The 23,687-nt window shown below is 45.6% G+C and carries 27 protein-coding genes; 8 read left to right on the forward strand and 19 right to left on the reverse strand.

The features are described 5' to 3' along the window. Together C1T21_RS26110 and uptA are read right to left on the reverse strand one after the other, a co-directional pair. Positions 1-570 (reverse strand): thioredoxin family protein, encoded by a 570-nt coding sequence (locus tag C1T21_RS26110; RefSeq protein ID WP_061831455.1) that lies wholly within the window; start codon positions 568-570, stop codon positions 1-3. A 1-nt stretch (position 571) separates the two neighbouring features. Further along, positions 572-1,186 carry an undecaprenyl phosphate transporter UptA gene (uptA, locus tag C1T21_RS26115; protein ID WP_103050294.1) on the reverse strand — a complete coding sequence of 205 codons (615 nt, stop codon included), beginning with the start codon at positions 1,184-1,186 and terminating at the stop codon, positions 572-574. Positions 1,187-1,330: 144 nt separating this feature from the next. Between uptA and C1T21_RS26120 the strand changes: the two genes are divergently transcribed. After that, entirely contained in the window at positions 1,331-1,654 is a 324-nt protein-coding gene (locus tag C1T21_RS26120) for a dehydrogenase (RefSeq protein WP_103050295.1), read from the forward strand. A gap of 82 nt (positions 1,655-1,736) precedes the next feature. On the opposite strand, the gene C1T21_RS26125 is transcribed toward C1T21_RS26120, so the two are convergent. Then, entirely contained in the window at positions 1,737-2,951 is a 1,215-nt protein-coding gene (locus C1T21_RS26125) for a class I SAM-dependent methyltransferase (RefSeq protein WP_103050296.1), read from the reverse strand. Beyond that, the gene (locus C1T21_RS26130) at positions 2,938-3,594 is read right to left on the reverse strand and encodes a DUF6483 family protein (RefSeq protein ID WP_103050297.1); all 657 of its coding nucleotides are present in this window, start codon (positions 3,592-3,594) and stop codon (positions 2,938-2,940) included. Before C1T21_RS26130 ends, C1T21_RS26125 begins: the two co-directional genes overlap by 14 nt. A 397-nt stretch (positions 3,595-3,991) precedes the next feature. Between C1T21_RS26130 and C1T21_RS26135 the strand changes: the two genes are divergently transcribed. Then, a complete protein-coding gene (locus tag C1T21_RS26135) occupies positions 3,992-4,558 on the forward strand; it encodes a pyridoxamine 5'-phosphate oxidase family protein (protein WP_061831457.1) in 567 nt (188 codons plus the stop codon). 93 nt (positions 4,559-4,651) lie between these two features. Here the strand turns inward: C1T21_RS26135 and C1T21_RS26140 are convergent, their stop codons facing one another. Together C1T21_RS26140 and yyaC are read right to left on the reverse strand one after the other, a co-directional pair. Further along, positions 4,652-5,446 carry an alpha/beta fold hydrolase gene (locus C1T21_RS26140; protein WP_103050298.1) on the reverse strand — a complete coding sequence of 265 codons (795 nt, stop codon included), beginning with the start codon at positions 5,444-5,446 and terminating at the stop codon, positions 4,652-4,654. An 88-nt stretch (positions 5,447-5,534) separates the two neighbouring features. Further along, positions 5,535-6,125 (reverse strand): spore protease YyaC, encoded by a 591-nt coding sequence (yyaC, locus tag C1T21_RS26145; protein ID WP_103050299.1) that lies wholly within the window; start codon positions 6,123-6,125, stop codon positions 5,535-5,537. Between the two features lie 120 nt (positions 6,126-6,245). On the opposite strand from yyaC, the gene C1T21_RS26150 reads away from it, so the two are divergent. Continuing rightward, on the forward strand, positions 6,246-6,473 hold the full coding sequence (locus tag C1T21_RS26150; protein ID WP_013373034.1) for a DUF1128 domain-containing protein: 228 nt from the start codon (positions 6,246-6,248) through the stop codon (positions 6,471-6,473). 247 nt (positions 6,474-6,720) lie between these two features. On the opposite strand, the gene C1T21_RS26155 is transcribed toward C1T21_RS26150, so the two are convergent. Then, complete coding sequence (locus C1T21_RS26155; RefSeq protein ID WP_103050300.1) at positions 6,721-7,389, reverse strand: pirin family protein; 669 nt, start codon at positions 7,387-7,389, stop codon at positions 6,721-6,723. A 231-nt stretch (positions 7,390-7,620) separates the two neighbouring features. On the opposite strand from C1T21_RS26155, the gene C1T21_RS26160 reads away from it, so the two are divergent. The 4 genes from C1T21_RS26160 (at position 7,621) to C1T21_RS26175 (ending at position 9,746) form a co-directional block, all read left to right on the forward strand. Next, positions 7,621-8,325 carry a phosphatase PAP2 family protein gene (locus tag C1T21_RS26160; protein ID WP_103050301.1) on the forward strand — a complete coding sequence of 235 codons (705 nt, stop codon included), beginning with the start codon at positions 7,621-7,623 and terminating at the stop codon, positions 8,323-8,325. A gap of 137 nt (positions 8,326-8,462) precedes the next feature. Next, positions 8,463-8,720, forward strand: coding sequence for a GlsB/YeaQ/YmgE family stress response membrane protein (locus C1T21_RS26165; protein WP_013311925.1), 258 nt, complete (start codon positions 8,463-8,465; stop codon positions 8,718-8,720). A gap of 50 nt (positions 8,721-8,770) precedes the next feature. Then, the gene (locus C1T21_RS26170) at positions 8,771-9,172 is read left to right on the forward strand and encodes a YtxH domain-containing protein (RefSeq protein WP_068938232.1); all 402 of its coding nucleotides are present in this window, start codon (positions 8,771-8,773) and stop codon (positions 9,170-9,172) included. Between the two features lie 94 nt (positions 9,173-9,266). After that, on the forward strand, positions 9,267-9,746 hold the full coding sequence (locus C1T21_RS26175) for a DUF5665 domain-containing protein (RefSeq protein ID WP_103050302.1): 480 nt from the start codon (positions 9,267-9,269) through the stop codon (positions 9,744-9,746). A 115-nt stretch (positions 9,747-9,861) separates the two neighbouring features. On the opposite strand, the gene C1T21_RS26180 is transcribed toward C1T21_RS26175, so the two are convergent. The 11 genes from C1T21_RS26180 to C1T21_RS26230 all read right to left on the reverse strand — a co-directional run bounded on the left by C1T21_RS26180 (position 9,862) and on the right by C1T21_RS26230 (position 21,908). Beyond that, the gene (locus tag C1T21_RS26180; RefSeq protein ID WP_103050303.1) at positions 9,862-10,821 is read right to left on the reverse strand and encodes a magnesium transporter CorA family protein; all 960 of its coding nucleotides are present in this window, start codon (positions 10,819-10,821) and stop codon (positions 9,862-9,864) included. 120 nt (positions 10,822-10,941) lie between these two features. Next, complete coding sequence (locus tag C1T21_RS26185; protein WP_013311929.1) at positions 10,942-11,715, reverse strand: sigma-70 family RNA polymerase sigma factor; 774 nt, start codon at positions 11,713-11,715, stop codon at positions 10,942-10,944. After that, complete coding sequence (gene rsbW / locus C1T21_RS26190) at positions 11,712-12,164, reverse strand: anti-sigma B factor RsbW (RefSeq protein WP_023990271.1); 453 nt, start codon at positions 12,162-12,164, stop codon at positions 11,712-11,714. The genes C1T21_RS26185 and rsbW overlap by 4 nt, the downstream gene beginning before the upstream one ends. Positions 12,165-12,182: 18 nt before the next feature. Then, positions 12,183-12,521: an STAS domain-containing protein gene (locus tag C1T21_RS26195; RefSeq protein ID WP_023990272.1), complete on the reverse strand. Its 339-nt coding sequence runs from the start codon at positions 12,519-12,521 to the stop codon at positions 12,183-12,185. A gap of 99 nt (positions 12,522-12,620) precedes the next feature. Continuing rightward, entirely contained in the window at positions 12,621-14,291 is a 1,671-nt protein-coding gene (locus C1T21_RS26200; RefSeq protein ID WP_103050304.1) for a response regulator, read from the reverse strand. Positions 14,292-14,310: 19 nt separating this feature from the next. After that, on the reverse strand, positions 14,311-15,180 hold the full coding sequence (locus C1T21_RS26205) for a CheR family methyltransferase (protein ID WP_103050305.1): 870 nt from the start codon (positions 15,178-15,180) through the stop codon (positions 14,311-14,313). Positions 15,181-15,259: 79 nt separating this feature from the next. Continuing rightward, the gene (locus C1T21_RS26210; protein WP_103050306.1) at positions 15,260-18,979 is read right to left on the reverse strand and encodes a response regulator; all 3,720 of its coding nucleotides are present in this window, start codon (positions 18,977-18,979) and stop codon (positions 15,260-15,262) included. Continuing rightward, positions 18,963-20,144 carry a PP2C family protein-serine/threonine phosphatase gene (locus C1T21_RS26215; protein WP_028541849.1) on the reverse strand — a complete coding sequence of 394 codons (1,182 nt, stop codon included), beginning with the start codon at positions 20,142-20,144 and terminating at the stop codon, positions 18,963-18,965. The genes C1T21_RS26210 and C1T21_RS26215 overlap by 17 nt, the downstream gene beginning before the upstream one ends. A gap of 234 nt (positions 20,145-20,378) precedes the next feature. Then, a complete protein-coding gene (locus tag C1T21_RS26220) occupies positions 20,379-20,720 on the reverse strand; it encodes a YflT domain-containing protein (RefSeq protein WP_023990277.1) in 342 nt (113 codons plus the stop codon). Between the two features lie 96 nt (positions 20,721-20,816). Further along, a complete protein-coding gene (locus C1T21_RS26225; protein WP_028541848.1) occupies positions 20,817-21,335 on the reverse strand; it encodes a hypothetical protein in 519 nt (172 codons plus the stop codon). A 51-nt stretch (positions 21,336-21,386) separates the two neighbouring features. Then, entirely contained in the window at positions 21,387-21,908 is a 522-nt protein-coding gene (locus C1T21_RS26230) for a DUF948 domain-containing protein (protein WP_103050307.1), read from the reverse strand. Positions 21,909-22,168: 260 nt separating this feature from the next. Between C1T21_RS26230 and C1T21_RS26235 the strand changes: the two genes are divergently transcribed. Beyond that, the gene (locus C1T21_RS26235) at positions 22,169-22,336 is read left to right on the forward strand and encodes a DUF1328 domain-containing protein (RefSeq protein ID WP_028541846.1); all 168 of its coding nucleotides are present in this window, start codon (positions 22,169-22,171) and stop codon (positions 22,334-22,336) included. A 121-nt stretch (positions 22,337-22,457) separates the two neighbouring features. Here the strand turns inward: C1T21_RS26235 and C1T21_RS26240 are convergent, their stop codons facing one another. After that, a complete protein-coding gene (locus C1T21_RS26240; RefSeq protein WP_061831469.1) occupies positions 22,458-23,624 on the reverse strand; it encodes a C40 family peptidase in 1,167 nt (388 codons plus the stop codon). Positions 23,625-23,687 lie beyond the last annotated feature (63 nt).

Raw genomic sequence — 23,687 nt, forward strand, 5'->3', positions numbered from 1 at the left:
TTAAAATCCCGAGATCAGCTCACGTAATTCCTGAACAATCACAGGATGGACCTCGGTTCCCTCCCCATATTTTTCAGCCATTTCTTTACGAGCAACTGCGATTTTTTCTTGATAATCATCGGCTTCCCGATCTGGATTTTCACGTTTGAATTCGATCATAATTTGTTGGACATGTGCAGGGCGTGGTCCCCAGTGGCCAAGTACGTGACCTCCTGTATCCGCAAAAATCACAATCGGTACAGCACGTCCGCCCATTGTCAGGAAGTCATCCATCAGCGCCTGATGGTTTTCCAAGATTAATACTTCGGTCGGAATCCCGCTATTCTCCAGGGCACGGAACACAACTGGCACATTACGTACCACATCCCCACACCAGTCGGCAGCCAAAATAAGCACGCGCAGATCATCCCGATGGTTCAGGCTTTCAAAATACTCTCGATCCTCTTCGCGATTCCACACAAACTGATCGTACCCAGAGCGGAAGGCTTCTTTGTTCTTTTCCATGCCCTCCATAAACTGTTCAGGGCTTAAGCCCTTTCCGAAGTATTGCGATACATTAGTACGGCTCATGTTATACACTTCCTTTTTTGTTTTTGGACAAAATCCATTTGATAACAAAATAAATGATCAAGAGCGCAAGGGCAACCAGCAAAATCGGTTTGATGTAAGGTGCTGCCACTTCGTCAATTTGCTCCCACTTGTCTCCTAGCAGCATACCTAAATATATAAACAAAACTGACCAAGGTATAATCGCTAGCGTCGTCAAAATAATAAAGCGCCATACGTTCATTCGAGCCAACCCGGCAGGGATTGAGATCGCGTGACGCACAACAGGGATAAAGCGAGCTGTGAAAATGACCCCTGTGCCGTATTTGTTAAACCAGGCTTCAGCATGGTCGACATGACTTTTTTTGATGAGTATGTATTTCCCATACTTATCTAATACTGGTCTGCCGCCATAGCGCCCAATCCAGTAAATAAACAGCTGGGCCAGCACCCCGCCAATCGTTCCAAAAACGACCGCGCCAAAAAAATTAATATGACCCGAGGACACTAAAAAGCCACCATAAGCGAGGACAATTTCACTTGGAATGACCTCAACCATCAAGCCTAGCATAATACCAAAATACCCAAGACTACGAATGATCTCAAACAAATAATTAATGATACTAGATATATAGTCCATTTTTATTCCCACTCCCTGCCTGTTTCTCTATTTTCATTAGTGTATCACAGCGGCAGAACAAGTCGCCACTTCGCTCAAATAGGGAGGTCAGTGACCCCAGCTCCTCTGTCCGCATAAGTTGTGAGAGAGAGGAGGGGGTACAATATGCCTCCCGGCAAATTCCCCAAACATGACAATTCACAATCCCGTTTACCCACGGCTCGTGGTATCCGCCGCGCGTGCAGCAAAGAGCTGTACCGAACCTGCAAACGTCTGCCTGTTCACATTGCTCCTGATCTGGTCAAGCAGGGCGAGGAGCTATACTGCCGCAAGGTCGTCGGACACCTCATCTGGATTGCGGAAAACCATAGCAATCGCAAACTACTGTGCGACTGGTGGGACGAAGATGTTAGCGAGGAACTCGCGGCATTGTGGAAGGTGGATCGCGATGTCTTGTGCACCGCTTTTAGAAGTGCCTATGGCGGATAGATGTTTTGCGTACTACAACCGTGAACTGTGAACTACAAAAAAAGTGGAGCCACCCCGCAGTGGCTCCACTTTTACTATATTCCTAGCTGTGTGTCTGCTTCTTCCCCGCCCCTTCGGGAAGCAAATCCGCACAAGCGCGTTCCAAATAAGGATCAGCATGAATAAAATCTCGAAATGCTGTGTACTCACGCCACAGAACGGACTGCTCTCCCGCTTGGCCTTTGACGGCACGAATCAGAATATTTTTAGGTGTATGCTCCATGTCGATAAATTCCAACAGCTGTGTCCGATATCCCATCATATCCAGCAGTTTGGCCCGGATTCCATCCGTTGCCAGTGCAGAAAAACGCTCCTTCAAAATACCATGGGAGAGCAACGGCTCCAGTACCGGATTTTCCAGTTGGCTGAACAGCTCATGCTGGCAACACGGAACCGACAAAATGACGGATGCTCCCCAGCGGACGGCCTTTTCCAGCGCAGCATCCGTTGCTGTATCGCAGGCATGCAAGGTAACGACCATATCCACCTGCTCCAGTTCGTTGTAGTCTGCGATATCACCGACCAGAAACTCCAACTGTCGATATTGCAGCTTTTGAGCCAGAAGATTACAGGTTTCAATGACATCTGCCTTCAAATCCAAACCAACGATCTGCAATGGTCGTTTTTGCTGTACAGCCAAATAGTGATACAGAGCAAAGGTCAAATACGATTTGCCACAGCCAAAATCCACAATCGTCAATGGGCGGCCTACCGGAAGGCTGGGCAATACATCCTGCACCATTTCGAGAAACCGGTTAATTTGACGAAACTTATCATACTTGCGGGCCAGTACCTTACCATCCTCATTCATAATCCCAAGCTCAATCAGGAAAGGAATTCGCTCCCCTTCTTCGAGCACATATTGCTTTTTGCGATTATGAGACAGGTCGGCTTTACTTTTGCTCGGTGACTTTGTCAGAATGGATACTTTATATTTTTTACTGATCAGCACTTGGTAGTCTGCATCCTTGGCGCATAGAAGTCCTTGGCGGAACGTGTCCTCAAACAAGGCAGTCATACGCTCATTAGCTTCGTCAGGGGTCAGATTTTCATGAATGACTTTGTTGCTATAATGAAAAGCAAACTGGTAATGCAGCTTATTTTTCAATTCTACAGGTTTGATTTGCACTTTAGTAAAAGAAGCATCCTCCCGTTTGCGAAGCTGACTCAGCGTCGCTGTTATGAGGGATCCTCCCGTGGTCAAATGGTATATAAGTTCGCGCAGTGAATCCAAAAGGTACATCTCACTTTCTTTCATGTAATTGGGTGATCTCGGTCAAACCCTCGGTGACTTCCTGGCGTGAAATTCCACCCAGCTCCAGCTCTGCATTGGTCTTATCCAGTAATTGACTATAAAACGTCTCCGCTTCCGCTAGCAGCTCTGGCTGCTCCCATGCCAATCCAAACCAGACATCGGCTGCTTCGTCCAGCCTGTTTTCTCGCTCGTAATGAACAGCCAACAGTTTGCTGGTTTCAGGGGGAAGCTCATATTCACGCACCAGTTTCACGATACACGCTATTCGTTCAGGCAGGACCTGCAGATCACGAGTCGCGCCATTCGTATCGCTGTACAAATATAAATGAAGAGATTTCATCAAGATTCGTATGCCCTCGTCTGTTCTGCTGGTTTCCAGGTAAATCACGGCTTCTTCTTCCAAAATGCGAGCCACCTGCTGAAGCTTATCCGCTTCAATTCCAGGGCCCAATCGGAAAAGCTCAATAATTTGTTCCGGCGGCAATCGTCTGAGCAAATCTGAACGAAGACGAAACTGCTTGTTGAGCAGGTCATCTAGTTGTTTCAGCGCTTCGACATGTTTATTTTCACGCCTTAGACCGAGCACCGATGCTACTGCGGATGTCAATTCTTCCATCATACTGAGCAAATAATCTTTTCTAAGCAAGCCGTTCCCTTCCTTTCATCCCGATGCCTAGACAACCAGGAACCCTGTCCCTTCTGATTGTAAGACATCCTTGTCTAAAAGCCAAATGCCCTACCATGCAGAAATACCACTTATAACCTTCACCCTCAGTTAACAACATCAATGATCAGGAAGTCAGAATGCTCACGTATGGCAGTGAATTCCTACGGTACAGCACTTTGTAGCAGATCATTTGACTAGCGAATGACGGTTTTTTTTAAATCAATATTGCTTCTTCGTTAGTGTTGTGATATTTTTGTTTCATACGAAACAAAAAATCAATCAGTATATTTAAACATTCCATAAAATTATTTATAATAATTATTTTCTTTAGAAACAAAATTTATATGAATATTTTTGTGAGAAAGGATGATGGAGTTTGGGTAAACAATTTAGCTCGATATTACCGGAACATCAAGAGTTTATACAGCGGCAGCACATTTTCTTTGTAGGATCAGCACCGCTATCCAAGACAGGGCACGTTAACCTTTCCCCCAAGGGATATGATTCCTTTCGTATTCTATCGGACCAAAGGGTAGCCTATCTCGACTTGGCGGGAAGCGGCAACGAGACAAGCGCCCACATTATCGAGAACGGACGGGTAACAATCATGTTTTGTGCATTTGAGGGCGCTCCCAGTGTACTAAAGCTCTATGGTACTGGTACCGTCGCGCTGCCCGATACTAAGCAATGGAATGAACTGTACCCTCTCTTCAACCCGCTTCCCGGTGCAAGACAAATCATTGTTGTGGACGTTCACATGGTGCAGAATTCATGTGGTTTTGCGGTTCCCTTTATGACATACACGAGCGAACGGGAAAAGCTGAAGGAAGTCTCGATTCAGATGGGAGAAGAAGCACTTAAAAAATATGCCTATGAGAAAAATCTGGAAAGTATTGACGGTTTGCCGACAGCGTTTGCCTTTAACAAAAGCAATATAAATTAGACACCTTACACACCTAAAAATAATTGACCACCCAAAAACCGGAACCTTCTGTTTATCACATCAGAAGGTTCCGGTTTTTGGGCTTACCTTAGTCTACCTTTTCAAGTTTTGCTCTAAAAATGTCAAGATGGTGTTGGCTAATAACTCCGGTGCCTCGAACAGGCTCATGTGACCTGCTTCCGGTAGGGTAACCTGAGTTACTCCGGCCCGATCTGTTGTAAACGTCCGCGCTGGAGGAACCGCCTGATCCTGCTCACCCGCTACTAAAAGGGCTGGCAATGCAGAAGCCGACAACACATCCCGCCGATCAGTACGCTCGCGCATAGCCAGTGATGCTCCTACGGCTCCTTGTGGTGGTGTTTTGTAGCCAATTTCTTTGACTTTAAGTAATTGGCTGGACATCGACTCCACATGATCAGGAGCAAACAGTCCCGGTACGAGTCCATCTACAAAGGTCGTAATCCCCTCCGTTTGGATGGTGGATACAGCCTTATTCCGCTTTTCTTTACCTTCATCCGTATCTGCATATGCTGTGGAATGAATCAGTCCAAAGGCTGTAAGGCGCTCTGCATGTCTCTGCACTGCCGAAAGGGCAAGATAGCCTCCTAGGGAGTGACCAAACCAGGCAGCCTGAGGAATGTCCAATTGTTCTTGAAGTTTAAACACATCATCTGCCATTTGATCAATAGTATAGGCTCCTAGTGGAGCATCGCTGCGTCCGTGTCCACGCAAGTCTGGAACAATACAACGATAGCTTGGGGATAGCAAGGGAACAACCTCATCCCAGTAGGAAGAGCTTCCGCAAAATCCGTGCAATAGAATGATCGGATCTCCTTTTCCCTGTTCGGCATAGCAGATCGTCGTTCCTTCGCATAATACCTTTTCCATGTGGAACCCTTCCTTCTCTGTATATAATCTATTGGATCTGAATATATTAGTGAGTAGAACATGCTGATGTATATTATTAAGCAGACCATCAATATCTGAAACGGTAACCCTCTGGAAAATCTTGCGAAGCTGTTTTTAAACCAAATTCATAAGCCGCCGCATTAGCAATATGCGCAGCCATTGTCATGACCAAGTGAAGCGACGTCATTTGGAGTGTCCAATAGGGTTTGGGACTGCGCTCATTCACAATCGCTGCAACACTATAATGACCGACAGATGGCAGAGACAGCCCCACCGATCGCGCAGGAGTTAGCGGTTCACGCGCAATAAGAAACATTCCCGTTGAGCCGTGCTGTCCAAGACAAGCATCTATGGCGATCACATGATGATCTTGGGGAATGCACTCCAAGCATGAAACCAGATGATCTGCATCACAGGGCTCCGTCATTGTGCCAATCACGTGCGGAAAGCCTTGCTCCTTGAGCATGGTGCCTACCAGTGGCCCGAGTGAATCACCCGATGAGCGATCTGTACCAATGCAAACAAAAGTCAACTTATCTATAGCATGCTGATGATGAATTTCTCGGAAAAACGGCGCGAGTCCATCTCGATCTGTTTTCTTTACATTATGTTCTAAGGACGAGCGACCGGGGGCGGAAGCTCGATTATACAAAGACAACTTTGTCCATCCTCCTTGATTAGGTTGTATATCGGTAATCTGGCTTTCAGTACATTCTACAACAAAAACATGATACAATACAGGCAACTTCCCCTGTTATGAAAGGATGGAAAATTAACGATGGATTTGTCTGTACCGTCTCATGCCAACATTGAGTATATGATTGAGGGTATTAAAACCAAGCTCCGTATGGCGAGTGGTGCTGCTATGCAGGCATCCGCTTTCTCGCTGGAGCAATACGAGGACATCCATGATGTCTATGATATGGTGATAAGCAAGCCTAACCTGAGCATTTCAGAGGTTGAAGCTATTGTTTCTGAACTGGGTAGATTGCGTAAGTCCTCCTGAATTAGCTTATAGGAATACAGCTTAGCTGTATTACAACCTATCATCATGAACAACAGCCTTCATGATAGTGGCCCTGTCAGCGTAAATAAAGCTCGTATCTCCGCTCGTCTCAACAGACGTGCACCGGGATACGAGCTTTATTTTTTCGATTGCATATGCGCATTTTCATACACTTCTTCACTCATTCAAGGATGCTTCAAGGCAAATCCGCTAACACCAGTTCAGATATATCCTCATTGCCTGTAGCTCATATCTTTAAGTTACAGCTTTTTTGAATTCGCGCGGCATCACCAGGCCCTAACTGAAAATCCCCATCCTGGCACGTAACTTCCACATGACCGCTAACTACATAGATGTGGGTGCGGCGCTCCTCTTGCTGCGGATATTCAAGCTGCTGTCCTTTTTCCAATCTGCTCAGATACAGATTTATATCCTGCGCGATGGATAACGCTCCCTCCACTTCTGAACCAGACACAACAGGCTGAAGCCGATTTAGACGTTCACTGTGCTTGAATCTTTGCACCTGATAAGAAGGCTGAATGCCAGGACTCTCGGGTAAAAACCACATTTGCAAAAAACGAACCGGTCTTTCATCCCCAGTATTTCGCTCTTCATGTTCAATTCCGGTGCCTGCACTCAGAACCTGGATCGAGCCGCTTTTCAAATCCTGCTCATGTCCTAAGCTGTCGCTATGATGCAATTGGCCTTCAATCACGTAGGTGACGATTTCCAAATCGTGATGCGGATGTCTTTTGAAGCCTTGCTGCGGTTCAAGCTCGTTATCATTATGGGCTAGCATACAGCCAAAATGGGCATTGCTCGGATCTTCATAATCGGCAAACGAAAAGCTAAACTCACTATAAATCCACCCTTTATTTGAGGTATGTCTTTCTGCCGATGTCACTATTTTAATCATCCTTAACACCTCCATGGATTACAGTTCCGTAAAGCAGCTTTGCTTCGTGATGACTATTCCACTTCCGGCCCTGGCATTACAAACGCTGTGATACGATCCCTTTACCCCGGGCTTATATGCCTCAATCAGCCTGTCGTCTCCGTCGGGTTTTGCTCTTAAGTTCATTATTAGTTAAGTTAATAGTACGAAAAATTGAATCTATCACAGCCATAAGGAGGAGATTTATTACATATGCTATCTCATGAACCCCAATCATCCCGTTTCCTACCGAGCTATTTGCGCCGTAGTCTGTATGCATCTATTATCATGATCGCTGTGTTGCTTCTCATCGCCTACTCTGTGAAGTGGATTGGCACAGCTCCTTTTCTATATTGGGATGAACGCATACAGGATGCCATTTTTCCAGACACAGCAGCTGCTCGTTACCAACTGCTAACCATCGCTATATTCATTACATCTTTCGGTTCATTCCGCATGTCGTTGATCATCGCCCTCGGTGCTGCTACCTTGTGTTGGGTCAGCCTTCGTTCAAAAGCTTATTCCTTTGCGATCCTAAGCAGCTTTACGGCGATGTGGGTGCTGAATACGCTCATTAAGGAAATTTTGCAACGGGAACGCCCGTCACTTCAACATTTGGTTGAAGCCGGGGGTTATAGTTTTCCCAGCGGTCATGCGATGATTTCTATGGGATTTTTCGGAATGATATTTGCCATTTGGGCCATAGAACGAAAGATTCGTGGGCGTTCGCTCTTTCTTCCGTGCGCTCTGGGTGCACTACTGATTCTCTTGATTGGATTAAGCCGCGTATATCTAGGCGTTCACTTTCCTACAGATATCGTGGGTGGCTATATTGCAGGTATTATTTGGCTGGTGTTTACCGTTCCTGTGATCTATTGGCAAGCGCGCATGCAGCTTCCTTCCACCCCCCACCGGTAAATGTCCGAGACGGCTTTTTGTTTCACTCCGGGTCACGACGTTTATATACGAAGTAAGCAAGGCACAGCAATATCGAAGCTCAGCATTCATCAAAAACGTTATGGTTTTGTGAACTTAGGATAAGGGAGGCGATCCTTGTGTGGGGAATTGTACTAAGTATTGTAATGGCTATTATTATCGGATTGATTGGCGATGCACTGGCTGGTCATGAAATGCCTGGCGGCATTGCGGGCTCTATGATTGCTGGATTTGTAGGAGCTTGGCTAGGTGTCATGCTATTGGGAGACTGGGGCCCGGTCATCGGAGATTTTGCAGTCATTCCAGCCATACTCGGAACTGCATTGTTCGTGTTCTTGCTCGGACTGGTGTCTAGGCTATTAAGAAGGGCTACCTAACATTTATATATATTTTTTATTCTTTAATTCTATAAGAGGAGTGATATAACATGAGTAACATTGACAATCAAAATATGGCAGGTACTTCAGGTTTTGCAAAAGGTTTATTTATTGGAGGTTTGATTGGTGCTGCCGCAGCCCTGCTGTTCGCGCCGAAGCCGGGTCGTGATTTGCGTAGTGATCTGTCTGATAAAATTACAGTTGTCTCCGATAAAACAAAGGACGTGGCATCTGTAGTTAGCAGCAAAGCGACAGATTTGGCCAAAACCGTTTCCACCAAAACAGCAGATGTAGCCAAAACGGTATCCGAGAGCAAAGACAATATCGTTTCCAGCGTAACCAAAGCTTCTGCCGATGTCGCTAATGAAGCGGCCAAAGCGGATAAAGAAGTTATGGATGCCACCGCTCAGGCGGCCAAGGATACGCAGAAACAATTGAATGCAAATTCCTAATAGTTACACATTCTGATGACAAAAAAATAAGCCCTAGACACTGAACAGCCAGCATGCAAGAAGCTGGCTGTTTTTAAATGATAGAAAGGCTGGGATGACAATGAACAAGCCAAATTCCTATGGAGATGATCTTACCGCGAACAACAAAAGAACCTTTCATCCCCTCCAGGCTCAAGATCAGCCAGATGATGAGGTTTCATCCAAGCAGGCTTCTTCTACTCATAATCATGTTAAAACGCATGATCACGAGAGAGACTTTGATGTAAATGAGCATCCTTTTGAGCTGCGCCATGAGGTCAAGCGGCTTAACAAACGCTTAGATCAAATAGCAGATACGCTCGAAAGAGCAGAATTCAAAGATATTCTGGAGAACTACTCCAGCACTAAAAGGAGAATTATGAGCAACCTCACCGCAGGCATTGCACGTGGTCTCGGTCTTACGCTGGGTACAGTGGTCATACTCGCCTTGCTCGCTTGGTTGCTCAGTTTCCTGGTACAATTAAATCTTCCGGTCATCGGAGATTTCATCGCCGAATTATTAGGATATATCAAAATGAGCCAAGGTACTAAGTAATTGTCCCTATCTCATATAAAAACGATCCATCGTAACCGGTAATAGACTCCTCAAAGAGCCTCCAGTTACGATGGATCGTTTTTTATTTTTAAATTGTAACAGCTGTAATCAGCTGCTACAATTTGTTGCGCTTGTTAGCTTTCAATAAGTCTCCTGTCCACCCCTTCATCATCAGCCAGCCGTACATTCCCGCCATACTTAGCAATGTGGCAATAATCACGGTGGTAAAACCCCAGCCTGTTTTAATCCAAGGCAGATTTTCAAAGTTCATGCCCCATATAGCGCCCACTACGGTTGCTGGTGTAAATACGGCGGTGACAATGGTCAGCGTCTTCGTAATCTCATTCCCTCTAAATGCGGAAATGGCGTCGTCAATGGAGATCAATGTGTCGATTTCCTTTTCATAATGCAGGAAAAGTCCTTCCATCCGAGTAACACGGTAAAGTAACTGCTTAAAAAAGCGATTCTCCTCCAGTTGATCCAGATATGCCTCCCGGGAAGCCGTTACCAGCTCTGAAAAAGGAATGAACATATTGCTCCAATACAACAGCTCAAAACGTGCATTCAATATAGAATCCATCAGCGTACGAGCATTCCTTTTCTCCATGTCCTCTTCCAGTCTTCTCAGGTTGATCTCGAACTTATCCATACCTGTATGAAAGTAATGGAGCACGGCTCTCGCCAATACAAACATGCCGTCAGCTGCATCCTCACACTGTTCCAGCATTTTTTGGCGTTCCGCGGTGTGCATAATTTCACGGGTATTTTGATCCAAATTTAAAGTCACTAACTTTTGGTTTAGAACCAGAAAATAAAACTTGTTGCAATTACGCTGACTGTCGATCTCCTCCTGAACGGAGTAGATCAGCGACCCGTACATTAAGGGCTGATTGCCATCTGGAAAGCGCACAGATATAAAGCTGGATGGAATGTCCTCTACCCTGTCCAGCCATTCTGCGGCTTCTGGGAGCTTCTCCTTCAAGTGCTGTATGACCGAATCTTGCCAATTCCCAGCACTGATGTCCCACCATTCCCATCCTCCACGAAAAGAAGAAATCTGTTCAAATGCTGTCATGGATTCCAGCCTTCCTCCCAACCTTTTTCGCTTTATAAAAAGGACACGCTTCCCATATCGGAATAACGTGTCCTTACGATGTGACGTCAAATATGTTAAGCCAAGAATTCCGCGGTCTTCTCATGAAATAGAGGAATTAGACATAATCTGCTTCAGCTTTTCCGTTGCTCGCTTCTGAATACGGGAAACGCTCATCTGCGATACGCCCAACGTCTGTGCAATCGCACGTTGAGATTGACCGTCCTGAAATGCCAGAAGAAGCACCTTTTGTTCCTGCTCCTTCAGTTGGCTTAAAGCCTGCTGCAAATCCATTCGTTTTTCCACAGTGTCATAATCGTTAGCATCCGAGCTAATGAGCTCGCCTAACGTAGCTGCACTCTCTTCCTGGGATAAAGGCGAGTCCAGTGAAACATAGTGATAGCACTCACGGCCAGCAAGCACCTCAATCGTTTCTTCCACGGTAAGATCCAAATAGGTCGCAATCTCGTCCACATTGGGTGAGCGTTCCAATTTAACGGTCAGTTCATCAATAGCATGTTGAACAAGCGCACCCTTTTCTTTAATGCGGCGAGGAACCTGGATGTACCAGGATTTGTCGCGCAAATAATTTTTCATATGTCCCAGCATACTTTTCATAGCGTACGGTTCAAATGGGATACCCAAGCTGATATCGTATTGCTGAAGCAGACGTATCAAAGCCATCTGACCGGTCTGATATAAATCCTCGTATAAGTCCGGACGGTTACGGGAGATCTTCCCGGCAGCCATCTTGACCATCGGCTCATACTTGCGGATCAGCACGGTAGCAATCTCGTTATCTTTTGTTTGCTGGTACTCCCAGATTAGACCAACGGCTTCATCCATCGACTCCGGGGGAGTTACCTTTTCATTCATACTCTTTCCTCACTTCTGGTCAGTCGCTTTACAAGCACCACTTCGGTGCCTTTTCCTGTCTCATTCAAGATATGGACATCGTCCATAAGCGCCTGCATGAGATAAAAGCCTAATCCGCCTATCTGCGCATCATTCAACTCCTTGTCATGCAAGGATGCGATGCGGGACGGGTCCTCCACACGTTCAAAGCTCTCCCCTTCATCTTTGACACGAATGGACAACGAAACTTCATCAAATTCGAATATTACTTCCACGACTCCCCCCTCATGACCATAAGCATAAAGGACAGAGTTATTACAGGCTTCCGATACAGCCACTTTCATGTCTTCAATATCCTCATAAGAGAATCCCATTTTCGCGGCAATACCGTATAAATTTAATCTTACAATATCAACAAAGTCAGCAGTTGCCGGCAAATTAAGAACTACTTTTTGAATTTGAGCATTCATTTCTTTTTCTTTCCTTTCCTATTGGGAATTCTCCTGGGGGACAAAGAATTTGGCAATACCGGTCATATCAAACAGCTTTTGAATTTGAGGCGGTACCTCTTGAACAGCAAAGCGAGACTCCATCCCATGCCTTGCTTTTAAAATGGATAACAAGATACCAATACCCGTGCTGTCAATGTATTTAAGGTCTCTCAAGTTAATAATCAAATCTTGGCTGGACTCCCCCACCAAAGGCTCCATCACCAGACGAAAATCAGGTGCTACCGAAAGATCCAACTCTCCACTCAGATAAACGGTATTTACGCCATCGGTTGTTTCTGTAATTGCATTAAACTTCTCATTTTTATTTGTATTCATAGGCCTACTCTCCCGAAAAAAGATTTCCCTACATACTAACCCATTATACGAGCGTTTGAATCACGGTATAACTTTTTAAACACTACCAAATGCCACCATCTAGGCTTCATTGATTTGATCTTTACCCGACTGCATTGGAAAATGGTCCGGAGAATGCCGTAGCAACGCCTGCTTTACACTGCTGATTTTAACGGGCTTACTAATATAATCGTTCATCCCAGCTTCAATACATCGAGGCTGAATACCCTCCATGACGTTAGCCGTCATGGCGATAATGGCAGGTTGGGATCTTCCCGCTAATTGCTCACGCACTCTACCCGTACATTCCAGACCGTCCATCACAGGCATCTGCAAGTCCATAAAGATATAATCATAGTCCTGATTCGCCATGACCATATCAAGCGCCTGTTGCCCATCTGCTGCCACATCTGAAGCTAAACCGAGCTTATCCAGTATATTAACCATTAGCTTCTGGTTAATCGGATGATCATCTACGACCAGTACAGGTTTACGGCTTGGAGACTCCTGATGTGGAATTTCCCAATCGTGGCTGGACTCCCCCTCCAGTTCATTTTCCTGAGCAAAGCCGAGCTTCATTGTAAAATGAAACGTCACGCCCTGTTCTCCGCTCGTATCTACACGGATATCTCCGCCCATCATATTCACTAAGGTTTTACAAATGGCGAGTCCTAACCCGGTACCACCATATTTACGCGTCATTGAAGAATCCAGTTGGGAAAAGGGCTGAAACAGCTTTCCGACCTTAGCCGAATCAATGCCAATGCCTGTATCCTTCACAGAAAACTCTACGGTAAGTCCATTGTCGCTTTGCTCTTTGACAGATGCGAAGACATATACCCCGCCCCGGTCTGTAAATTTGACGGCATTGGATACTAGGTTAATCAGTACTTGACGCAATCTCCCCATATCTCCATATAACACCGGTGGCATCTGTTCATCGAGAAAATAAACCAGCTCCAAATTCTTTCGGTTGACTTCTACCGTAAACAGGCTGAAAACTTCCTTGATACAGGAAACCAGATCAAAAGGATATTCCTCTACCTCCATTTTGCCTGACTCCAGCTTGGTAAAGTCCAGAATATCATTAATGACCGCTACCAGCGCGTCTGCACTGCGACGGATGATATCGGCATATTCCTGTTGGTCGCTTTGCAGCTCCGTCTCCATCAGCAGATCAATCATGCCAATAACGCCATTCATAGGTGTGCGGATCTCATGGCTCATCATTGCCAGAAATTCCGTTTTGGCATTGGCAGCAATCTCTGCTGCCTCCTTGGCGGCAATCAGTTCGCTGTTCATCTTCTCGAGCTCCTGCGTCTTGTGGTGAAGCAGCATGGACTGTGTCTTCAAGCGTTTGTTTGTCAGATACATTTGCACGAAGCCTTCAATTTTAGACTTGAGAATTTGAGGGATGAACGGCTTCACCATATAATCAATACCACCTGCTGAATATCCCGCAAACAAATGCTCTGCTTCCTTGCTGTTAGCTGAAATAAAGATAATCGGAATATCCTTTGTTTTCTCTCTAGCCTTGATTAACTTCGCAGTCTCAATTCCATCCATACCCGGCATCTGTACATCAAGGACTACAAGTGCGAATTCATCTTTTAATAGACATCGCAGCGCTTCTTCCCCGGATGTGGCTTTTACCAGATTATATTGTTCACTCTCCAGCACTGCCTCAAGAGCGAGCAGGTTCTCAGGTCTGTCATCTACCAGCAATATATGAATCGGTTCATGAAGCCCCATGGAATCCTCCTAAGCATCTCTATTTAATCTTCCGGTATATTTTTTCTATCCGGTCCAGCGGCTCGTAGGAATCACTATAATCGGTAAAATGTATGGATTCCTTGGCCCCAAGCACCAACACACCAAAATGACTCAAGCTATCATAGAACAACCCATGCACGTGGTTGCGAAGTTCGTCGTTAAAATAGATCATGACATTCCGGCAAAAAATAACATTGAACTCATTAAAGGACCGGTCAGTCGCTAAGTTGTGCTCCGCAAAAATAATATTTTTCCGTAAAAAAGGATGAAACATCACTGAATCATACTTGGCTGTATAATATTCAGAGAACGATTGTGTGCCCCCGGACTCCAAATAATTTTTGGTATACAGCTTCATTCGGTCGATCCCGTATACGCCTTCCTTCGCCTGCTGTAAAGACAGGTTATTCATATCCGTCGCATAAATGCGGGCCTTATCATATAAGCCTTCTTCATGCAGCAAGATCGCCATAGAATATACTTCCTCACCAGTGGAGCAACCTGCATGCCAGATTCGAATGTACGGATACGTTCGCAAAATAGGAATGATTTTCTGCCTGAAATTCAGAAACAGCTCCGGGTCACGGAACATCTCGGTCACCGGAATAGAAAGGCTTTGTACCAGTCTATCGAAGGCGCTGCGATCATGCAGCACCTTCTCCTGAAGTCCTGATATCGTGCTTACATTCTCGGACTGCGCATGATAATAAACACGCCGCTTAATCGAAGGCAGAGCATAGTTACGAAAATCGTAGCCGTACAGCCGATGTATACCTTCCAGCAACAGCTCAATCTCAATCATTTCTCGCTCAGCGTCGTTCGATTTTATTTCCTTAGCAGCATTATCCGCCATATCCTTAGATGTCATAATCTCTCTCCAATTCGTAAATAGGTTTTGCCTGTGCCGCTCCAATCATGTGTCGATTTATATTACCCATTTTTTTGGGTTACGAATACAACCACACCCGCATTAATGATAAAAGCTGTTCGGTTTGAATCGGTTTTTTTACATAATCGGAAGCGCCTGCCTCAATACACTTGGAACGATCATCCTTCATGGCCTTGGCTGTCAGGGCAATAATAGGCATCTTCTCGAATTGTGGCATTAGCCGGATACGTCGCATCGCTTCATATCCATCCATTTCCGGCATCATCATATCCATCAGCACCAGATCAAAATCAGGTGTCTGTTCCAGCAGTTCCAGTGCTTCTCTTCCATTTTCCGCAAAGGTAACCTCCATACGATAGCTTTCCAGCACACTGGACAGAGCAAATACATTGCGAATATCATCGTCTACCAACAATATTTTTTTACCTTCAAACAGCTCTTCCTTGTTGTATAGCTTCTGCAAAATTTTGCGTTTGTCCTCAGGAAGATTCGCCTCTACACGATGCAAGAACAACGTTGTTTCGTCCAAAAGCCGTTCCGGCGATTTAACATCCTTAATAATAATAGACTCTGCATATTTACGAAGTTGCGTTTCTTCTTTGCTATCCAGATCTTTGCCTGTATAAATAATGATCGGCAGATCAGTTAGCTGCTCATTCTCTCGAATACGATCCAGCAGTTCAAAACCAGTCATGTCGCTCAGCATCAGATCCAGTACCATGCAGTCATACCGCTGGGTGGCCAGCTCATTCAGTGCTTCCTGACCTGTCGATACCGCCGTAATGGCAACATCATCATGATCGATCAGCTCAATAATGGATTTACGCTGATTATCATCATCTTCAACCACAAGAAGACGTTTGACCATTTGGTCCGTATACGATTTGATATGTGAAAATGCCTTATCCAGACTTTCCTTCGAAGAAGGCTTTTTGAGATAGGCAATCGCGCCCATCATCAAGCCCTGCTTCACATCATCTATGACCGAAATAACATGCACTGGAATATGACGTGTCGATGAATTTCCTTTTAGCTCGCCCAAAATAGACCAGCCATCCATCACAGGTAATTGAATATCTAATATAATGGCGTCCGGCAAATAAGACTGAGCCATGTTGAGCCCATCGTCTCCTTGGAGAGCGATCAGTGCCTTAAAGCCCCGGCTACGGGCCATATCGTACAAAATATTAGCAAAATTAATATCATCCTCAATAATCAGCAGCACTTTATCCTGTGAGGTAATCTCGTTTCGGTCGTCCCCCGGATGTATAATGTCCGCCGCTTTGTTTTTCGAAGGCATCTGATATAATGGCAACCGTTCAGCAGGCATAATCATGGGAAGGTCCGTTTCTGCCGAGGCTTCCACATTCTCAAAATCCGAATTCACATCCGTACCGTTAAATCCCTCTCTCGAATGAGAATCCATATCCTCAGCCGTTGGCGTTTGTTCCGGCAAATACAGTGTGAAGCAACTGCCCTGTCCCTGCTCGGATTCCACCGTAATAACGCCGCCCAACAATCTGGAAAGCTCGCGGCTGATCGACAGACCTAGTCCTGTCCCCCCATATTTCCGGCTGGTTGTACCGTCTACCTGCTGGAAGGCTTCGAAGATCAGATCCGTTTTATCGGAAGCAATCCCAATGCCCGTATCACGCACAGATAGAGCCAGATAGGATCTTCGTGGATTTAGCAGACCAGGAAGCTGCTCTCCATTTGCCCGAGATACATTGAAACTAATAGAACCTTCCGTGGTGAACTTGAAGGCATTGGACAGCAAATTACGTAAAATTTGTTTGAGACGATAACCGTCACTGATAATGGCATCCGGCAGGTTCTCTTCGATTTCGGTATGCAGTTGAAGCTCACGTTGGGCTGCAACCGGAGCAAAATTCTGCTCCACAAACAATTCCAGTTCCTTCAAGTGGACCGCTTCATGGTTAATATCCATTTTTCCAGCGTCCACTTTGGATAAATCCAGAATTTCATCAATCATTTTCAACAAATCGGCGCCTGACATATAAATGGTTTGTGCATATTCCACCTGCTTTGGCTTGAGATTGCCTTCCTTGTTCTCAGACAAGAGCTGAGAAAGAATAAGCAAGCTATTTAGCGGAGTACGCAGCTCATGAGACATATTGGCCAAAAACTCGGATTTGTATTTGCTTGTGATTCCTAGCTGCATTGCCTGTTGCTCCAACTGAGCTCGTGCATGTTCAATCTCGTCGTTCTTTTCTTCCACTTCTCGAACCTGTTCTTCTAGCGCTCTGGTTTTGGCAATCAGTTCAGTATTAAAATGCTCCAATTCTTCTTGTTGACGTTGTAACAATTCCTCTGAACGCTTGAGCTCTTCTGTTTGCTCCTCCAAATTTTCGTTGGAGCGCTTGAGTTCCTCTTGCTGAGTTTGTAGTTCCTCGGATTGGCATTGCAATTCCTCAGTAAGTGCCTGAGATTCGCGCAGCAATTGCTCTACACGCATCCGTCCCTTGATGTTGTTCAGAATGATCCCCATGCTCTCTACTAATTGAGCAAACAGCTTCGTTTCCAGATCACTGAAGCGATCCAGTGATGCTATCTCTACAGCACCGATGCACTCATCCTCGAACAAGATAGGGAAAATCATAATTCCCACTGGCTTACTTTCTCCTAGGGCAGAGCCTATGGACAAATATCCGTCAGGAGCCTCTGTAATCAAGATCGGCTTACGATCCAGAACACATTGTCCGAGCAATCCTTCGCCCACATGGATAACGTCCCTAATCGAATTTTCGCCAGTCACCTTTGCATAGGAGCCGTATAACTTAAATTGGTTGTCTTCTACATCTTTCCCTTGCAAATAGATGGCTCCATAGCTGCCTCCCAAGATGGGCGTAAACTCACTAATGAACATCTGAGCAACCTGCTCCAGTGAATTCACACCACGGAACAGCTCAGTTACCCGTGCAGTATTGGCATTAAGCCAAGTTTGATCCTTCTGCGTTTGAAGGACGGAATGCTCGAATTTCCGCTTTTCTTCCAAGTCCCCGGCCATTTGTTGAAATACACGAGCGACCTCCCCGATTTCATCCTTGGAAGAAACACTCATTCGGCTAATGGCCCTGTATTTCCCCTTGCCAAAACCGTTAATCATGAGATTCACGATATTTAGACCTTTGGCAATGCTTGGGAGCACCCACAAAATAACCAGTAAGCCCATGATCAGACCGGCGGCCATCAGAATTGTGGTAATCTGCACAGATTCCTCATAGGCCTGATTGGCTTGCTTCATGTCGTTATCAATCTCCCGATCCTGAAAAACGGCAAGGGCATTAATGCTATCCATTGCCTCCTCTTGAGCAGGCAAACCAGTACTATTGCGGAAAGCGTTAGCCTCATCAATGCGATCTTGTCCCAGTAAGGAAACTAACCTTTGTTCGTAACTTAAAAATTCATTCCAGGCGACGGCTACCCGATCAACCTGCTGCTGCTCTTCACTGGTGCCTGAATATGTTTGCAAACTTGCCAGCACTTTCGTTCCAGTAGCAGAAATATCATCGAGCTCACGTTTGGCCTCGCCGACGGAGGAGCCCGGATTTAAAATCAGGTTGGCCATCACTTTGGCCATATCATTCACCTGACCGCGAATAGCCGTTGTTTTCCGGACCTTCACATATCGGTCCTGGTAAACCTGATTCAGCTGCTCATTCAGGTTCCCCATACGGTCATAGCTGATTAGCGTCAGCACAAGGAGGATCGCCATAAGCGATCCAAAGCCGATCAGCAGTTTATTTCTGATTTTCATGCAAGCTCTCTCCCTCTTTCAATGAAATCCAGATCAGGCACTTATCATCATCGCGATCCTGCGGCGTCTCATTACGAAAAAATGCATCCAGCATCGCTTCTTCGTTCCATTCCTCATACTTACGTAGACACTCAGTCAGATACTCCAACTGCTCCTCATATTCACCTTCCACCGCTTCCAGCAAGCCATCCGTATACAAAGCGATATGTCCAGTTCCTTCATAATGAATCGTGTGCATTTCTGCATCAATCTTATCAAACAAACCAACCGGGCTACATGCACGGTCAAATTTGGTAATGCTGCCATCCTGGTTGAACAGCAAACCGGGAGGATGTCCCGCATTTACATAGTCAATTCGCCGTGAACGGGTATCAATCACCATATAAATCGCCGTAAAATAATACTGTACCAGCTGCTTGCCCAGATCCAGTTGGTTAAAACGACGATTCAGCTCTTGTATGACTTTCTCAGGCTCCACATATGTGGTCACCGTATCCTTAAGTACAGACGCAATGAACATGCAGAACAGCGAGGAAGAAATGCCATGCCCCATCATATCAAGCAAAATGATGGCATATCGCCCCTCCCCTAACGGATACCATGAATATAAATCCCCTGCCAGTTCAAAGGAAGGCTGATAGAGCGCATTCACTTGCAGCACTGGGTCATGGATGGCAGGACTAAGCACCGCCTGCTGCACCATCGCGGCCAGCTTCAACTCATCCTGAATTCGCTGATCCCGATCCTTATGCCAGTCCTTCTCCTGTTTGAGACGCAAGGCAGACCGAATTCGTGCCATGAGCTCTACCTTGTTGATCGGCTTCGTGACGTAATCGACAGCTCCCACATCCAGAGCTTCGGCCAATTTTTTGGAATCGCCTACAGCCGTTACCATAATAATCGGAATATCTTTTAAATGCTCATATTCCTGGACAATACTGCAAGCTTCAATGCCGTCCATTTCAGGCATCATCATATCCAGCAGCACCAGATCAATATCGGAAGGACGGGGTCGAAGACTAATGGTACGGTCGCCGATTCCCAGATGCTCCAACATTTCTGCGGCCGAGCTGGCAGAGATCACATCCCGATAATTTTCTTTTTTCAGTATTTCACGAATAATAATGACATTCGTCGGGTTATCGTCAACAATTAGAATTCTCATTGGCCTCTCCTTATCTGTAACTCATGTATTATACTATACCTGCTTAAACGGCAACACCCTTGTTGATTAGAAGTAGTGTTTCCGTAAGAAGGCATTCCAAAAACATAGATAAGGAATGGGGCTAAAACCCCATTCCTTATCTATGTTTTTGGAGGACCCCCGAAACACTTGTGCTGCGGTCAACATTCTCTTTTCGAATCTAATGTCACTCTGCTTTTATGGTGAACAGCAATATCACGCTTTTTTAGCAATGACCAGCACTTTACCCTGATCCAGTTCTTTTTCATAAAAGTCAGCTTCGGTATCTGTAAATCCCAAAGAAGTAATTTTAGCACGAAGCTCATCGCCGCGAGAACGGAACAAGTTGGCTAATGAGTCGAAAACGCCCTCTTCCTTAATCCCGATTTCCTTGGCATCCACCGTATCGGCAATACGATCTGTCCGATCCTGATCATGAGCGAGCACGAACACATCCTCATAACGATAGCCCGTGTTACGCAACTCATTTACTGCTTCAACGGCTTGTACACCGTTATCTACCACTTTGGCATAAGATTTATGATTGGTCTGATTCATGTTTCTCACGCTCCTTTAAGGATTGACTTCTCTGACTATTACACTTCACATATCCATTTGAAACTTCCATGTTATGTCACGCCTCGTAAAAATCGATTACCATTCCGTTTCATCAAAAAACTCAACATACTTAGGTTTATCAGACGTCTCATCCATAAACACTTTGATTGCACGTTGTCCGCGTACATATACCTCTCCGTCTTCCGCCGTGAATTGCGAGCCACCCAACGCCTGATCCAGCGTTTTTCGTTGCAGCGGCAGCCACTTATCATTCACCTTGATTCGACCGGCAGCAGGATCTACATGCACATAAGAAACGACGTCCTCACGCATACCTACGACAACATCTGGATATTGGTATTCTGTAGAAAGCAGCAGCATATCCTTTTTGACTCGTTGTGGCTTGCCCAGCTTTTTCAATACATCGGCACGTGTATCATCCAATGATATGCCATTTAAGGTATGAAAATCTGCTGGTACTGCATGTGGAGCGGGTATCGTCTGCACAGTCCTAACCATATGCCCCGCTGTTTGCGGAGAAACGGTTTGCTGAACCGTATCCTGTCCGGAAAAGGGAGTGAGCAAACCAGCAGCTAGTAATAACGTCTTCATCATAAATCTCACCCTTTCAATGAATTCCCTGTAGTTTACGGTTCAGCCACTATGCTACTGACGCATTTTCTGCCACACCCCAGCAGCGATGTCTACATAACCCAACCAGTTTTTACCCGGCTTGGCCGCAGGCTCCTCATAAGTCGCATTGTAGCTCTGAACCGTCCGCTCCGTTGCGGTCAAAGGTCTATTCGGTGTCGTTGCCTTGATCGCGTGATCCGTTCTGGAAGTATTACTCGCAGCGCTATGCGATTTCTGAAACCGTGTCATTAACGCTGTTGAAGCCTGCTTGGCAGCCAGCGTCACTTCGCTGAGTACCTCTCCCAAGTTTCTAATCGATTCCATCACTGGCTCCACTTGCTTCAATTTATGATCAACGTCTGCGGTGATGTCATTTGCATGTCGAACCGTTTGTTTTACTTCATAACTCAGTTCATCTATCGTTTTTTGTACATCCTGCAAGGTTTGAGTCACCTTATCCAGAGAGCCTTGTGCTGCTTTCAATGTTTTGATGAGGAAAATAACGAGAACTGCAAATGCGATAGCAATAATAAAAATGCTGACCTGTGTTAACATAGCGTAACCTCTCTTTCGTCTTTCACGATGATGTTTATGATTACTGCATAGTTACCCTTTAGATTCAGACACGAAACAACGTCCAGGCTGGCTTCTTCTCCGCTCCAAACGTTATGATTCACGGACTCTCGCACCGTTTAAAACACCATATAACGATGGCACAGCCACGAATAATCTATAGAAGTCATTGTCATCTGCAACCACGCTCTATCGGAGCGTGAGTATGCCACATTATATACAATTAAAGGAGGATACAGAACATGCTAAAATGGTCCGCTTTATTCTTAATTTTTGCTGTGATCGCCGGGATCTTAGGTTTTTTTGGTATCGTCGTGTCCATAGCTGCTACAATCGCTAAAATATTATTTGTGATATTTCTGGTGTTGTTCGTCATTTCACTCTTTACCGGAAGAAAACGGGTTTCATAGTTATCGGATGCTAGCAGTACAAAAGCAATAAATGTTTATAAAAAAAAGGATGTTCCCACCCTGGTCAACAGGGCTGTGGAACATCCTTTTTTGATGCAGCTTTTTAACAGTTAGCGGCGCTTTATTGAATCACGCTACCCCCAAACAGGAAACGATCCTGCCAAGGCTTGCTGAAATCCGTAACTTTTACACCGCCACCCGCTACAGAAAACGTATGGAGAAGCTTGTTGTCTCCCAAATATACAGCTACGTGTGTAATCGTTTGGGAGGAATTATCCAAGGACGTGTACGCCCCGGAAGATGCATTATAATTTGTAAAGAAGAGCAAATCGCCACGCTTCAGCGTAGTCATGTCTGTATTCGGCTGACTGTTTTGCTTGATCCACTCACCCTGTGAACGAGAATCTGCCGGAAGCTGGATACCTACAGCCTGACGGAAAATTTGACGGGTAAATGCCGAGCAATCAAAAGTAGCCGTACTGTTGCGATCTGAACCATATTCATATGGAGTTCCGAGATAAGTCATCCCCGTGTTAATAACCTGCTCTATTGCAGCCGCTGCATCACCGGAAAACATGTTCATAGTTGACACAGGAGAGGCTGTCGCAGGTATTGCGGTAGTATCAGGAGTGGTTGTCACCGGAGCAGACACAGGCTGCTGCACAACAACGCCCTCACCAATACGAATATACTGTGGAGACGAGCTGACGTAGCCCACCGTACCATCAGCATTGGTAACCTTGAACCAATAAGCATTACTTGGGTCGGTAATCGTAACGACATCCCCTGCATTCAAATAGCCCAAAACCTCGGAAGAAGTGGATGCCTCCGCCCGCAAACGAACGGACGTTTGAATCGTGGCTTTCGTTTGACCGGCAGAACTATTCACTGAGGCCACTGCCTCTTTAGCTGAAACATTTTTAACTGACTCTGTGGCTTCCGATTTACGAGTGGTAGACGGGGTGACAGCAGCAGCGACGCTGGTAGCGCCAATTTTTATGTACTTGTCGGAGCTGCTAGTGTATCCGGTTACTCCATCAGAAGTCTTGATCTTATACCAATAGCTGTTCGTTTTCTCCAATACCGTTACGGCCTCTCCTTGCTTCATAAAGCTGACTACATCCCCTGTAGTCGAAGGACCGGATCTAAGCTTTACAGCCGCCTGAATAACCGCCTTCTGTCCTGTGGATGCTGTTGATGCCGCTGCGTCAACCTGACCCGGCGCCACATGAATTGCTGCCAACAGCGCGGCTGACGTCATGAGCATTCCCATCACGCGTCTTCTCAATGTTGCACCTCCTGGCTGTTTTTACGAATTTGAAGAGCATATCCAATTCCGACGAATATAGCC

The sequence above is a fragment of the Paenibacillus sp. F4 genome, from assembly GCF_002894905.1.
Classification (GTDB): domain Bacteria; phylum Bacillota; class Bacilli; order Paenibacillales; family Paenibacillaceae; genus Paenibacillus; species Paenibacillus polymyxa_B.